Annotated in this window: 12 protein-coding genes and 1 pseudogene; 6 read left to right on the forward strand and 7 right to left on the reverse strand. The window is 68.7% G+C overall.

Going from position 1 to position 14033, the window contains the following annotated elements:
- Positions 1–148 precede the first annotated feature (148 nt).
- Together ABZU25_RS17740 and ABZU25_RS17745 are read right to left on the reverse strand one after the other, a co-directional pair.
- Positions 149–802, reverse strand: coding sequence for a response regulator transcription factor (locus ABZU25_RS17740; RefSeq protein WP_355030414.1), 654 nt, complete (start codon positions 800–802; stop codon positions 149–151).
- Positions 799–1917, reverse strand: a complete 1119-nt coding sequence (locus ABZU25_RS17745) for a histidine kinase (RefSeq protein ID WP_355030415.1) — start codon at positions 1915–1917, stop codon at positions 799–801. The genes ABZU25_RS17740 and ABZU25_RS17745 overlap by 4 nt, the downstream gene beginning before the upstream one ends.
- A 200-nt stretch (positions 1918–2117) precedes the next feature.
- Here ABZU25_RS17745 and ABZU25_RS17750 point away from each other — a divergent pair, with 200 nt between their 5' ends.
- The 3 genes and pseudogenes from ABZU25_RS17750 to ABZU25_RS17760 all read left to right on the forward strand — a co-directional run.
- On the forward strand, positions 2118–4361 hold the full coding sequence (locus ABZU25_RS17750; protein ID WP_355030416.1) for an MMPL family transporter: 2244 nt from the start codon (positions 2118–2120) through the stop codon (positions 4359–4361).
- Between the two features lie 43 nt (positions 4362–4404).
- The gene (locus ABZU25_RS17755; RefSeq protein ID WP_355030417.1) at positions 4405–4872 is read left to right on the forward strand and encodes an SRPBCC family protein; all 468 of its coding nucleotides are present in this window, start codon (positions 4405–4407) and stop codon (positions 4870–4872) included.
- A gap of 340 nt (positions 4873–5212) precedes the next feature.
- A pseudogene (locus ABZU25_RS17760) lies at positions 5213–5341 on the forward strand (IS701 family transposase); the annotation flags it as partial.
- A 126-nt stretch (positions 5342–5467) separates the two neighbouring features.
- On the opposite strand, the gene ABZU25_RS17765 reads toward ABZU25_RS17760, so the two are convergent.
- The gene (locus ABZU25_RS17765; RefSeq protein ID WP_355030418.1) at positions 5468–6106 is read right to left on the reverse strand and encodes a helix-turn-helix domain-containing protein; all 639 of its coding nucleotides are present in this window, start codon (positions 6104–6106) and stop codon (positions 5468–5470) included.
- A 61-nt stretch (positions 6107–6167) separates the two neighbouring features.
- On the opposite strand from ABZU25_RS17765, the gene ABZU25_RS17770 reads away from it, so the two are divergent.
- Positions 6168–6836 (forward strand): class I SAM-dependent methyltransferase, encoded by a 669-nt coding sequence (locus ABZU25_RS17770; protein WP_355030419.1) that lies wholly within the window; start codon positions 6168–6170, stop codon positions 6834–6836.
- A 43-nt stretch (positions 6837–6879) separates the two neighbouring features.
- Here the strand turns inward: ABZU25_RS17770 and ABZU25_RS17775 are convergent, their stop codons facing one another.
- On the reverse strand, positions 6880–7494 hold the full coding sequence (locus tag ABZU25_RS17775) for a CPBP family intramembrane glutamic endopeptidase (protein ID WP_355030420.1): 615 nt from the start codon (positions 7492–7494) through the stop codon (positions 6880–6882).
- 247 nt (positions 7495–7741) lie between these two features.
- Positions 7742–8944, reverse strand: a complete 1203-nt coding sequence (locus ABZU25_RS17780) for a low temperature requirement protein A (RefSeq protein WP_355030421.1) — start codon at positions 8942–8944, stop codon at positions 7742–7744.
- 449 nt (positions 8945–9393) lie between these two features.
- Between ABZU25_RS17780 and ABZU25_RS17785 the strand changes: the two genes are divergently transcribed.
- Positions 9394–11562 (forward strand): hypothetical protein, encoded by a 2169-nt coding sequence (locus ABZU25_RS17785; protein ID WP_355030422.1) that lies wholly within the window; start codon positions 9394–9396, stop codon positions 11560–11562.
- Positions 11563–12029: 467 nt separating this feature from the next.
- Here the strand turns inward: ABZU25_RS17785 and ABZU25_RS17790 are convergent, their stop codons facing one another.
- The gene (locus ABZU25_RS17790; protein ID WP_355030423.1) at positions 12030–12434 is read right to left on the reverse strand and encodes a helix-turn-helix domain-containing protein; all 405 of its coding nucleotides are present in this window, start codon (positions 12432–12434) and stop codon (positions 12030–12032) included.
- Between the two features lie 53 nt (positions 12435–12487).
- Here ABZU25_RS17790 and ABZU25_RS17795 point away from each other — a divergent pair, with 53 nt between their 5' ends.
- Positions 12488–13324 (forward strand): alpha/beta hydrolase, encoded by an 837-nt coding sequence (locus ABZU25_RS17795; protein ID WP_355030424.1) that lies wholly within the window; start codon positions 12488–12490, stop codon positions 13322–13324.
- A 193-nt stretch (positions 13325–13517) separates the two neighbouring features.
- Here the strand turns inward: ABZU25_RS17795 and ABZU25_RS17800 are convergent, their stop codons facing one another.
- Entirely contained in the window at positions 13518–13706 is a 189-nt protein-coding gene (locus ABZU25_RS17800) for a helix-turn-helix domain-containing protein (protein WP_355030425.1), read from the reverse strand.
- Between the last annotated feature and the right edge of the window lie 327 nt (positions 13707–14033).

Here is a 14033-nt window from a genome sequence, read left to right on the forward strand (position 1 = left end):
TGCCCACGGCGTGGAACACGGTTCGGCGAGGACGGCCGTGGTGACCGCCCGCAAGTTGTCCCCACTCAGCTCACACAGCGAGGTTGGCAAGGCCGAAGTTGCCGATGGTGACCGACGTCAGGGCTGTGCGGTCCTCGGCGACGCTCGCTCATCGTCGTGGTCGGACGAGTCCTGCGTCGTAGGCGAGGACGATGGCCGCGGCTCGGTCACGAGTGCCGAGTTTGTTGAAGAGGGAGCTGACGTGGGTCTTGATCGTGGTTTCCGCCAGGAACAGCTGTTCGGCAATTTCCCGGTTGCAGGCCCCGCGCGCCATCAGGCGGAGGACGTCGAGTTCGCGGTCGGTGAGTGCGTCGAGCCGCTTCCTGTGCAGGGTCCTCGACCGTGCCGACTGCCGGTAGGAGTCGAGGATCGGCCCGAGGAGGGTTCCGTCGATCCAGGTGCCACCCGAGGCGACCGTGCGGACCGCCTCGATGAGGTTCTCGGGGGTGGCGGACTTCAGTTCGAATCCTGCCGCGCCGGCGTCGACCGCTGACCAGAGCACCTCTTCGTCGCCGAAGGTGGTGAGGATGCAGACCGGCGGTCCGTCGGCGGCCCGTAGCCGGCGGGTCGCCTCGACTCCGTCCACTATGGGCATCTGCACGTCCATGCAGACGAGGTCGGGAGTGCACTCGGAGACGGTGTGGACGACGCCGCCGCCGTCTCCGCATTCTCCGACGACCTGGATGTCGGGCTGGCTGCGCAGGATCAGGCCGAGGCCGGCGCGGACCATCGGCTGGTCGTCGACCAGGAGTACGCGGATCACGCGGACGCTCCGGCGAGGCGGCGGGGCAGTTGTGCCCGGACCACCCAGTGTTCCCGGTCTGTCCGGGCCTGGAAGGTGCCGTCGATGGCGGCCACGCGGTGTTCGAGCCCGGCCAGTCCCATGCCGCTGCCCGCACGCGAGTGAGTCGGACCGAGCGGGCTCTCGACCCGTACGTCGACTCGTTCGCGGTCCACGCCGATCCGGATCGTCGCCTCCGGGGAGTGTGCGTGTTTGGCGACGTTGGTGAGGGCTTCCCGGAGCACGTCGTGCAGGACGATGCGGGGTGCCGCCGACACGTCCTCGATATCTCCGGTGACGTCGAGGTCGATGCGCATCCCGGCGTCGCGGTACCTGCCCAGCAGGTGTTCGAGTTCGCCGGGTTGCAGTGATGCGAGCGAGTGGGAACCCTGGCGCATGAGCATCAGTGCCTGGCGCAGTTCGTCCATGCCCTTGCGGCCCACGACCTCTGCCTGCGCCAGCGCCTCCGCGGCCTCCGCGACCTGGTCGGGTGTGGAGGTGAGGATCATTCGCGCTCCGGAGAGGTGGAGCAGGACGACGCTGAAGCTGTGTCCGACGAGGTCGTGCAGGTCCCGGGCGATGCGTTGCCGGTCCTCGGCCACGGCGGTGTCGGCCAGCCTGGTGCGGGTACGTTCCAACTCGTCGATCAGCGCGAACTGCCGGCGGACGACGTGGCCGAAGCCCCATCCGATCAGCAGGCCGCCGAACCAGAGCCATGCGCCGAGACCCCGGTGCCAGTTGTTGGTCTCGAGTAGCCAGATCAGGAACGGCGACAGCAGGCAGAGGATCATCACGACGGTGTCGAGCCGTCGTGGGCGGCTGGCCGCGACGACCGCCAGGGCGGTGACGACCACGAGGTAGGCGCTCTGGGTGACGACCGCCGCGTCGCCGACGAGGGTCGGGATCGTGACCCACGACAGCAGCAGCCAGCCCGGCATCGACCGCCAGAACGCCCGCACGATCAGCGCCGGAAGCATCAGCAGCGCGAGGATCCAGCCCCAGTCCGACGTGTAGTGGAGGCTGAGCACCCCCAGGCCGGTGCCGAGGACGGCCGCCCCGATCACGAACTCGTCGCGGTCACGTAGCAGTGCGGGCATGCCAGGAATATAGGTCAGTACCGCCGCCGTCGGCTCCGACCACGGTGCCTGGGCTCTCCTACCAGGGTACGAGCGGACCGCCGATCTCCCGTTCTGGGGAGGGGTGGGTAACGGCACCGCGCTCCGAGGACATCGGGGCCTGCCGGCCCCAGACTTCATCGGCAGGCGTCCGGACCGACCGGGCCTTGGAGGAGGTCGTCATGTTCACTGTGCTCGGGAGGCTGGTCGTCCGACGTGCCCGGCTGACCCTGTTCGGTTCGCTTGTCGTGTTCGCCCTGACCGTGATCCTCGGCGGTGGGGTCTTCGGCAGCCTGTCGACGGGTGGCTTCGAGGATCCGAGTTCGGATTCGGCGCGGGCGAGCAAGCTCCTCGAAGACGAGTTCGGTGCCGGCACGCCCAACACCCTGCTCGTCGTCACGGCGAACGGTGGTGACGTCGACGCCCCGGACGCGGCAGCCGCCGGCCAGGCCCTCACCACCGAACTCGCCACCGTAGAGGGCGTCGACGAGGTGACGTCGTACTGGAAAGTCGGCTCACCGCCGTCCCTACGCGCCGCAGACGGCTCGTCGGCGTTGGTCCTCGCCCGCGCCGGCGGCGAGGACGCGGCCATCGACGCGACGGTCCAACGGGTACGGGAACGGCTCGAAGGAGACCGGGGTGCGCTCACCGTCGAGATCGGCGGCGCCGCGGCCATCGGCGAGGCTCTCGGCCACGGTCTGGAGCAGGACCTGGTACTCGCCGAGATGATCGCGATCCCGCTGACGCTGCTCCTGCTCCTGCTGGTCTTCCGTGGCGTCGTCGCGGCTCTGCTGCCGATCGTCGTCGGCGGCGCGGCGACCTTCGGCGCGTTCTTCGTGCTGTGGGGGATCACTCAGTTCACCGACGTCTCGGTCTTCTCAACCAACCTCGTCATGGCGCTGGGTCTCGGTCTAGCCATCGACTATTCCCTGCTCATGGTCTCCCGCTTCCGTGAGGAACTGGACGCCGGGCACGGAGTCGGCCTCGCCACGATCCGTACCGTCGAGTCCGCCGGACGGACGGTCGTGTTCTCCGGGGTGACCGTGGCCGTGGCGCTGCTGGCGCTCGCCGCCTTCCCGCTCTACTTCCTACGCTCGTTCGCCTATGCCGGTGTCGGTGTCGTACTGGTCGCCGTACTCGCCGCAGTGGTCACCCTTCCCGCGCTGCTGATGGTGTTGGGTCACCGGGTCAACGCGTGGCGGCTGCCGGGTATGCGGCGGGGCGGGCAGAGCGGGTCGCGCCGGTGGGCGGCGGTCGCCGAACGGGTGCTGCGCCGGCCCGGCCTGGTCACCGGCGCGGTGATCGCGCTGCTGGTGCTGCTCAGCCTCCCCATCCTCAACACCCAGTTCGGCAATCCCGACGCCCGCGTACTTCAGGCCGACGTTGCCGCGCGGCAGGCGACCGAGAAGGCGCAGCGCGACTTCGGCTTCGCCGCCGAGGCGCTCCCGGTTGTGATCAGGGGTTCGGCCACCCCGGCCGACGTCGAGGCGTACGTTGTGGCCGCGTCCCGGGTCGAGCACGTCGCCGAGGTCGTCACCGCCCAGGGCACCTGGGCCGACGGGCAGCGGGTCAGCGGTCCCACCCCGGACTCGGGACGGTATGTCGCGGACGCAGGCCAGTGGTTCGAAGTCGTGCCTTCGGTGCTGCCGAGCTCGACGCAAGCCGAGGACGTCGTGCACGGCCTGCGTAACCTCGACCCACCCTTCGAGGCTCTCGTCGCTGGCAGCGCCGCCCAACTCGTCGACATGAAAGCGGCGATCTCCTCCGTCGCTCCGTGGGCCGCGCTCTGGATCGCCGTGGCGACGTTCGCCCTGCTGTTCCTGATGTTCGGCAGCTTCCTCGTACCGCTGAAGGCGATCGTCCTCAACACCCTCAACCTGACGGCCATGCTCGGCCTCATGGTCTGGATCTTCCAGGACGGCAACCTCTCCGGCCCCCTGGCATTCACTGCGACGGGTCTCACCGACACCGCGATGCCGCTGCTGATGTTCGCGGTCGCCTTCGGCCTGTCGATGGACTACGAAGTCTTCCTACTCGCCCGGATGAAGGAGGAGTACGACCGCACCGGCGACAACCACGCCTCGATCGTTACCGGACTCGCCAAGACCGGACGGATCGTCACCGCCGCGGCGCTGGTGCTCTCCATCACCTTCTTCGCCTTCGCCACCAGCGGCATCACCTTCATGAAGATGTTCGGCCTCGGCCTGGGCATCGCCGTGCTGATCGACGCCTTCATCGTCCGAGCGACACTGGTCCCGGCACTGATGAAACTCGCCGGGGCGGCGAATTGGTGGGCACCGCCGTGGGCCCGACGTCTGCACGCACGGGTGGGACTGGACGAGACCGGTGGAACCCTGTCCACCGAACTGCCCGACGCACCGGCGGCCCGCGAGGAACCCGCCCGCCTCCCGGAACACATCTCCTGACCCGCCCGCCTGCCGACAGCCAAACAGCATAGGGAGCCCCGGAATGCAGTCGTACGACGTCACCGCCGAATCGACGGCGCCGCCAGACGCAGTGTGGACATTACTGTTGGATCCGAGGAGCTGGCCCGCATGGTCGCGCATCGACGCGTTGGAATCCGGCCAGTCGCGCGACCTGTCACCCAATGGGCGAGACGACGTCGGCGCGACCCGCGCCTTCCGCACCGGGCACGTCGTCACCACGGAACGGATCACCGCCCTACAGCCCGGACACCGGTTCGCGTACGAGGGTGTGGAGAACCCACAGATGGCCAACTACCAGGCCGTTGTCGAACTGCACGAACTCCCCGGCGGCGGAACACGAATTCGTTGGCACGGCACGTTCCTGGCTCGGCGAGGGACACGGCGGGTCTTCCAGTGGTACCTCCGCCGTTTCATGCAGGCCATGGCGACCGGGCTCGCGGAGCACGCCGCTGGCCTGGACACACGTCCGCTCGAGTACCTCGAAGGTTGACAACGCGGAGAGGTGATCACATGCAACATTCGGTCGAGGCAATCAGCGCCATCCCGGCCCGGATGGACGAGGTCGGGAGCGGGCAGACTGCTCGCACGCTTCCGCGCCGATTTCAAGCAGGGCCGCTCCTCCTCGGCTGGGGCGTGGACGCGGGTGCAGGGCGTGACGCAGGACCCGCCCCGCACCGTGGCAAGGTCGGTCGCGTCCGCGTTCACCACGTCGACCGCCGGGTGCAGCGCGGCCAGCCGCTCATGGATCGACTTCAACTGCGATGTGCCGCCCGCGTCCTCCGAGGCGCTGCTGAATGGCTGCGGTGACGGCACCCGTTCCGGGCCCGTCCGGCCTCGGCCTGGGCCACTTCGAAGGCCGCTCCTTCATCGGCTGGTACCGCCACGTCACCCTCGTCACCGCCGCGCACCTGTTCATCATCGAACTGCGCCTGGACCCAAAAGCGGCTGCGCCGGCCTGACCCTCTACACAGTCATCCGCGAGCTGCAACGACTCCCCGCGACCTGGACCGGCGCCTGCCTCACCTGCCACCAACCCGTAAAACCGTTACACCGCAACAGACGCCACAGAACCTAACAAAGCACTACTAGCCGGGGTCGGCGCAGAGTTGAGAGGTCAAGGCGGTGCATGCCCACTCTTCCCACGTGTCCGGTGACCAGTCGCGGTCGCGGACGAAGATCAGGTAGAGCTGCGGGCTGAGCAGGCCGAACAGCAGGTCCGCCGCCATCTCGATGGAGATGCCGGGACGGGTGTCGGGCTTGCCGGCCAGGGCTTCGGCCGCTGCGTACTGCACTGTGTAACGCGGGTCGGAGCCGTTCGGCCACTGTGCGGCGATCTCAGGGTCGGTGGCTGCGGCAGCCGCGATCAGCGGGATGATCGGGGCGACCCGGCCCAGGATGTCACGGGTGCCGTGGACGTGCGCGCGCAATTGCCCGGCTGCGGTGGGCTCGGCGCACGCGGCGCGAAACCACTCACGATCCATGGTGGCGACCGGCTCGGTGTCCCCGGCGATGGACGTGTCGACGACGTCCTTGAACAGCGTGCGCTTGTTGCGGAAAACGAAGTAGACCGTCTGGACGGCCACTCCCGCCCGGTCCGCGACCTCCTGCAGGCTCGTCGCCCCGTAACCCTGCGCGACGAACAGGTCGCGAGCCGCCTCGACGACCTTTTCACGGGTGCGGCGTGAGCGCTCGGCTCGCTTGTCCGGCCGCTTGACCTTGTCCATATTGCGAGCCTACCTTTAGAGTATGTCACTAGAGTTTAGCTCTAAGTTCTTGGAGGAGACGATGGACCAGCCCAACGCCACTCAGAAGCCGGAACCGGACCTGACCTCAACGCGGCGAGACCCGGAAGAGGAGTCCGTCCACCGCGCACTGGAGGGCTACTACCGCACCGGCAAGCCACCATGGGACACCGGCGTGACGCCGCCCGAGCTGGTCGACCTGGTAGAGGGGCACGGCGCGCTGCCGCCCGGCCGCGCCCTCGAACTCGGCTGCGGCACGGGAACCAACGCCACCTACCTCGCACGGCACGGCTGGGAGGTGGCGGCCGTCGACCTGATCGACCGCGCCGTCGACCAGGCCAGGGAGAAGGCCGCGGCGGCGGGAGTGGCGGTACGGGTGCTGCACGGAGACGCCACCCGCCTCGACGAGCTGGACGTGCCGGGCCCCTTCGACCTGTTCTTCGACCTGAGCTGCTACTGCGGGGTCCCACTGCACCGCCGCGACGCCTACGCCGCCGGGCTCACCCACCGCGCCGCTCCCGGAGCACGGTTGCTGATGTTCGGGTACGGCCCCGAACCGCTCGGCAATCCAATCCCGGAGGTCACGTCGTGGGCGGCGGGCGTCACAGCCGACGAACTCCGCGCCAGGTTCCCCGGCTGGGAACTGATCGACGTCACACCGGGCACCAACTCGGTGCCGACCTTCTGGTTCACGCTGCGCCGCGACGCCTAGCCTGCAACGACCACCCGCGGACGGGCACCCTGCCCTGGTGGGGTTAGCCCGCGCTTGTGGCCCGGGCGCGCCGCTCGCACAGCCAGACCAGCACCACCATGGCGATGTTGACGGCGCCGAGGATCAGCAGGGACGCGTCACCGGAGTCGGTGGACCTGTCGATCGCGAAGGGCTCGCCGCCCGCCATTACCGAGTTGACGGTCGTGAACAGGACGTTGTTGGCGACGTGGAAAGCGACCGGTGCCTCGATGCCGCGGCTGATGATGGCCATCAGGCCAGTGCTGATGCCGATCACTGTGTAGTAACCGAACAGCCAGGGGTCGGCCGACCCGTGGACCACGGCGAAGCCCAGGCCGGAGACGACGAGCCCGACGAGTAGGGCGGGGCGAACCGCCCGCACCCAGGACGCGGCGGCGGGCAGCACGGCACTTCGGAACATCAACTCCTCGCCGGCGGCCTGCATCGGGGTGCTCAGCACGATGATCACCAACATGCCGATCGTCGTGCCGGTGACACCGAAGGTGGTCCAGCCCGGGGCGTCGGGCGCGACCAGCGCCACGACACCGATCCCAGCGCCCACCAGCAGCGCCGCGCCGATCAGGTAGTACGTAGGCGGCGGGCGTCGAGAGCTCGGGGTGAGCTGACCAGGCTCCGCCATGGCACCTTGGCGATCCACACCAGGAGCAGGATCGCCAGGGCGCCCGCCGCGCCGATGCTGAGGTTGACGGCCAGGAACTTCAACGGCGTGAGGGTGGCTGACATCGCTGCCGGGTGCGGTACGCACGCCGCAACCGGCAGCGGGCCCGATCGGCCGACGGATGGTGACGGTCCGTGGAACCCGGGTCGCCTCGGGGAGTCCACCCACCGCGCCGATGGGCCGGTGGGCCTGCGCAGGCGTCTGCCGCTCACTTCCTGGAATTGGGCGGGTGCGGCCGTTCGGGCGGTTTTCCCCGGGCATGGATGGCGTCGAAAGCGGCGATGCCGGCGAGGACGACGACGGCAGTGACGGCCACTGCCAGCGGCGGCAACAGGATCATGAACGGCGAGGCGCCGGCGAGCGCCAGAGCGCCGATGATCCGAGAGCGGGACACCCGGGCGAACACGGCATATTCCACCAGGGCTCGCCCGATCAGGAACAGCATCGGTCCGCCGAGGACAACGAGAATCCATGCCGCGTTGGTGTGCCCGAACGGGTGTTCGATCACGATTTCGTATCCGACGGCGACGGCGACGATGCCAGCCACCATGAGTACATGCGCGAGGAAAGCCTCCCGGATGAGGTGCGCGGGCTCGGCGGCGGCTCTGATCGCTTCGGGCAACAGCTGGCCCGCCTTGAAGACGTAGACGCGAAACAGCAGCACGGTCGTGATGAATGCGACCGCGAAGGCGGCCGCGGCTCCACCGTGCTGGAAAGATGTGTCGCTGTAGGCCGAGCCCGTCGTCAGAATCAGCTCGCCAAGAGCGATGATGAAGAATTGTCGGTAGCGCTCAGACAGGTACTCGGCCAGGACAGGCCACTGCTGTTGGGTGGGGCGGGACCACGGCGTGGGATAGAACAGCAGCAGTGCCGCGCCGTCGATGGAAATCGCGAGCGTCCACAACAGCCCTCGGGCCAGATCCGCCACGATCGCGCCAGCGATCCACGGCACGGCCGACAACGTGAACCAGAAGAACACCCCAGCCGCCCGGCGCTGAGCGTCGTGGCCGCGCAGTATCGGCACGATGACCAGCCCACGAACGATATGGACCGCGACGTACGCGCCGGCGAAGGCCAGACTTCTGTCACCGAAGGCGTGCGGCACCGCGACTGCCATCACGAGCGCGCCGAGCATGGCCGTGTAGACCAGCAACTGCAGCTGCGGCGTCTGTGGGTCGTAGAGGTCGGTCACCCACGCCGTGACGAACCACAGCACCATGAAGGCCAACAGCAACAACAGCGTCTCGCCGGCCTCGATGAGGACGATCCGCCGCTCGGTGAGCTCCTCGACCAGCCGCTGTGAGACCCGATTGAGAGCAAAGACGAACACCAGGTCGAAGAAGAGTTCCAGAAGGCTCGGCCGCTGCGGTTGCCCCGGCTTTCGAAGCAGCGCTGCTGCCCTTGTCGACATGGCGGCCCATTTCTGCCGGCTTCGCCTATCTGGGTATTGGTATCACGCCGGACAGGTCGTCGAGTCGATACCCGAAGAATGCCGGCGGGCCACGCACCTTCCGGTACGCGTCGCCGTCCCCATTCCTCCGTTGGGTAGGTCCGCCACCGCGCCATCGGCTCAAATCGGCGCACTACGCCCGCGAACATGACTGGCTGTGGGAAACGATCGCCCCAGACTCCTGCTCGCCAGGTGTGATGGCGGCGATTCCGTGCCGGGAGACGGGGCCGGGCCAACCCACGGCACGGGGTTGTTTCTCACTTCGAGGGGTACGCCCGGTGCGCCACGCGGGCGCCGTCGGATCAGCCGAGCGGGTCGGTGTGAGCCGCGTACACGCCGGGGGCCGGTACCGGATGGATCAGCGAGACGGGGGCGGGCGCGCTGGGGCTGACGGCGTCGTGGAGCTGCGGGTGCACGGGGTGTCCGCCATCGGGCCGGATGACCTGCTGGATCGGCCGCACGCGAAGCAGGTGGCAGGTGACCACCGGGGCGGCTTCTACCGACCTCGGCCGGGAAACCACGAGGGCGGCGAGGCGAACGGGGTGACGCTGGAGGCCTACCGCTGGAACAATCTGCCCGCTGGCAACGCGGTGCGAACGCTGTCGATGGTGATCCTGTTGCCCTTCATGCTGATCAACCTCGCCATCTGGATGCGTCCGGCCGGAGCCGCTACCGACCCGGTGATCAAGGCTTTGTGCCGGTTGTTGGCACTCACCCTGACCGGGATGTACGTGCTGAGCATGGTGGGGATCGCGCTGGATGTGATTGCGTGGAGGTGCATGTCCTCGCCAGACTGCCTGGCCGGACGCAGTTGGCTCTCCTGGCTCGGGGGACGTCCCGCCGGACTGCGCCTGGCGGTGCTCGCGCTTGCGCCGGCTGCGGCCATCAGCCTGGTGTGGGGGCTCAGTGCTCGCCCGGCACTCCCGTTCGACGTCTCCGGCGCGGCCAACCAGCCCTCTCCGGCGCACCGGCTCACCGCCGTCGGCCGGTGGGACAATGAGCCACTGGTCGGTCGACTGCGCTCGATTCACGTTGCGGCGGCGTTTGCCACGCTGGACCTCAGCCTGCTCGGCGCCCGGGCCGCACAAGGTTTGTCGATCGGCACCGTCGCGCTGGCGGCAGGTGCCGGACTATTGCTGATCACGTGTGCGGTTCTGCTCTGCATTCCACCCCTGACCGCGCCCACGGAAGGGCGGCTCGACCGGTTGGTCAGCGTGCTGCGCACGATCGCCCTCGGCCTGACCGTGGTGGTCTGGGTCCACGTTCTGACCAGTTCGGCCTCCTGGCCGGAGAGGAACGGACTGCCCGGCTACAACCTGGCAGTCGTCGGGCTGTTCATCGGTCAGGCGGTGCTGCTGGCTGCCCTGGGAGCGGTGCTGTTCTGGCACCGGGATCGGCAGTCGGATGTCGCGCCCTCGCTCGGGTTCGGCGCGCTGGCGGCCTCCGTGGCCGCGATCAGTCTGGCGCTCACGTTCTCCGCTGAACTTGCCTATCGGGTGTCCGACGTCCTGAACAGGGGCGCGCCGACCGCGGAGGCGCTGATTACCAGCCCTCCGCGTGCCTGCATCTGGGCGATTCTCGGCTTCTCGCTGGCGGTGCTGGTGACGCTGGCCGTCGCCGGCGTGGTGTCGCTGGCGTCACGACCGGGACGGATCCGTGCCGCGGCGGCCATCGTTGCTCGTGACTTCCCAGACGCGCCGGCCGATGCCACGCCGCGGCTGCGGCAGGTGCGCAGAGCCATCGCCCGTGCCCGGTTCACCGAACGGCTGGTGCCGCTCGCGGTGCTCTACGCCTGCCTTGCCGGAATCGGCATAGCAGCGGTTGCGCTCGGTCTGCTGCCGACGCCTCCCGGCGAACTGGTCCAGCGCTACCTCGGGCTGCCAGCCAGCTTCGTCAACTTCAGCATCGGTGTCGGCAGCTATCTGATCGCCGCCATCATCGTCGGCCTGATCGTCGGTGGAATCTTCGCCTACCGCACCCCTGGCTATCGCCGGTACGTCGGCGTGCTGTGGGACCTGGGCACCTTCTGGCCCAGAGCCGCGCACCCGTTCGCGCCACCGTGTTATGCCGAACGCGCCGTTCCCGAACTAACCTGCCGGATCACCCACCTCGTCGACTCCGGCAACACTGTGGTGCTCACCGGACACAGCCACGGCTCCGTCCTGCTCGCCGCGACAGTGCTCCAACTGCCACCACGGGTCACCGACCGGATCGCCCTGCTCACCCACGGCTCGCCCCTTCGACGGCTGTACGCCCGGCTCTTTCCCGCCTACGTCAGCGACGACGTGATCCACGAGATCGCCGACCGGGTCGACTGGCGGTGGGTGAACCTGTGGCGGGACACCGACCCCATCGGCGGCCGGGCTTTCCCGCCGCAACGACCCGACGAGACACCCACCGCAGTCGTTCATGAGGCACCGGTGGACCGACGGCTACGCGACCCGTCTGGCGTCATAGCTCCGGCCGGCGACATATTTCCGCCCCCGATCAAAGGTCACACTCCCTGCGAGTCCGACGAGGCGTTCAATGAGGCGGCGCGCGAGCTTGCCGACCGCCTCGGCGCCAACGATCAGCCGTAACTCGACGGCGGCCATCCAGAGCCCGACCGGGTAAGCCCTCAATTGCGCGTGCTGTGGTCAGTCAGCGGGCTCAGTGGGTGAACTGGTGCCCGGAGTAGGCAGGTCTGTGACGCTGGGACCTGGAATGTCGCGGTCGATGCTTGCGGCGATCGACAGGGGTAGCAGGCGCGTCCTCCACCCACGAAGAGTTCGCGGCCGGAGGGCGGGCCGCCGCGTACCGGCCGTCTGTGCCAGCGCGGCATCCAGGGCAGCGCCATCCGACTCGGACCCCCAGTTCGTCGAGGTCTCGAACCAGCCGTACCCCGATGTCCTGAGACTGCCGCACGGCCACGGTCGCGGCGGCCGCCGCCGGCTGGCGGATCGCTTCCGGGGAAATCCCCCGCGAACGGCCCCTGCACGCGTGGGTGTCCAATCACCGTCGCGAGTCGGCGGGACAGCCTCGCCGGCTGACCCGGCCCGGGGCGCCGCTACTTGTCAGGTTCGCGACGGCGCTCTTCGATTGTCGAGATGTGCTGCTCGGCCCACGCCCGGACGGCTGCCAGCGGGGTGTCCAGGGAGAGACCCAGGCTGGTGAGCGCGTAATGGACGCGCGGCGGCACGCTCGCCTCGACCCGGCGGGTGACCAGGCCGTCGCGGCACAGGCTCTGCAGCGTCTGCGACAACATCTTGTTCGACACCCCGGGAGCGCGGCGGCGTAGCTCCGCGAACCCGAGCTCCGCCGGATGGTTCTCCGCCAGCACCTTGATCAACATCGACGTCCATTTGTCGCCGATCCGGTCGAGCAGCTGCCGGGTCGGGCAGGCCGGGCTGAAGAGATCCCCGGTTACCCCGGCCTCACCAGGTGGCGCACAAGTGCCGTCTTGCCGATTCATCCGGCATCTCCCATGTTAAGTAGGTAACCAATGGTAACCAGCAGGAGGCACCCATGGAGTTGCGCAGGATCCGGACGAACGGCACCGAGTTCAACGTCGCCCTGGACGGCGCGGGCCCACCGGTGCTGCTGATGCACGGCTGGCCGCACACCTGGCAGGTCTGGCGCGAGGTACTGCCGTTGCTGGGTGGGCGACGCCGCGTCATCGCACCAGACCTGCGAGGGCTCGGCGACAGCGCTCGCGCGGCAGACGGCTTCGACGCGCTAACCGGCGCCGGCGACATGCTCAGCCTGCTCGACGCGCTGGGGGTCGAACAGGCCGAGGTCGTGGCCTTGGACGCGGGCGTACCCGCAGCCTTCCTGCTCGGCACCCTGCACCCTGCCCGGGTGCCCCGCCTGGTGCTGATGGAGGGGACGCTGCCGGGCCTGCCTGGTGGCTTCCCGGCACCACCGTGGTGGTTCGGCTTCCACTCCGCCCCTGGGCTCGCCGAGACGGTGCTCGAAGGCCACGAGGCCGAATACCTCGACTGGTTCCTCGCGGCCGGCACCTTCGAACGTCGGGGGGTGCCCCAGGAGATCCGAGACGCGTTCGTCAGCGCGTACACCGGTCGTGAGGCGCTGCGCTGCGGCTTCGGCTACTACCGCGCCGCCGAGCAGAACGCGGCAGCGATCTCCGCGGCCGGCCGGCTGACCACGCCCACCCTCGCCGTCGGCGGCAACACCGTCGGCGACCTGCTCTACCGGCAGCTCACCCCCATCGCCGATGACCTGACCGGTGAGCTGATTCCCCACAGCGGTCATCTCGTGCCACTGGACCGCCCGGACGCCGTCGCGCGGTTGCTCCGTATCGACTCCGCCACAGGCCCTGACCGAGCAGCAGCATCCGGGTGAGTGGTTCGGCGGTCACGCACCACAGCTCGACCCGCGGACCAACCCCCGACAAGCCGGCGACCAGGGGCATCCGCCGGATCACCCGATGACTGCGCCACGAGCGGGAACCCGGTTCCGCTCCCGCTCGTGGCCACCACCGACAGGGTCAGTCAGTTCCCGGCGCTTATGGGGCCTGACAGCGTTCCGGGCGCTGTCATCCGCCGTCCGCGGCCAGCCGGTAGCCCATCCCCCGTTCCGTTTGGAGGGCCCGCCGGACGAAGGGGTGGTCGATCTTGCGGCGCAGGTGGCCGACGTGCACCTCGACGATGTTGGGGTCCCTGTCGAAGCGGGCGTCCCGGACGTTGTCGACGATCTGGCGCCGCCCGGCCACTCCGGGTCGCACGGCCTTTCATCCTACCTTTGCTGCGGCTTTTGTCGGGATTGATGGAATCTCAGGCTTCGGTACAAGATAGATGAGTTCAAATCCTTGACTCAGTGCCCATGTTGCCGGTTAATCACATCTACGTGTCGGCCGTGTTCACCCTCAGGGGTGACCGACGACGCTGGCGGGCCGTCGAATCGATTCGACTACCGCCAGCAGTGAAGCCTTGACCCGGAGTCGTAAGGCTGCCGGGTGAGTCACAGGAGGTAACCGTGCATCGTACGAACGTCCGCTGGGGTGGCCGATTGTCGGCGTGGGCCAGAGGGCTGGCCGCGACCGTGGCGCTCT

It is taken from the genome of Micromonospora sp. NPDC005215, from assembly GCF_040607915.1.
Classification (GTDB): Bacteria; Actinomycetota; Actinomycetes; order Mycobacteriales; family Micromonosporaceae; genus Micromonospora.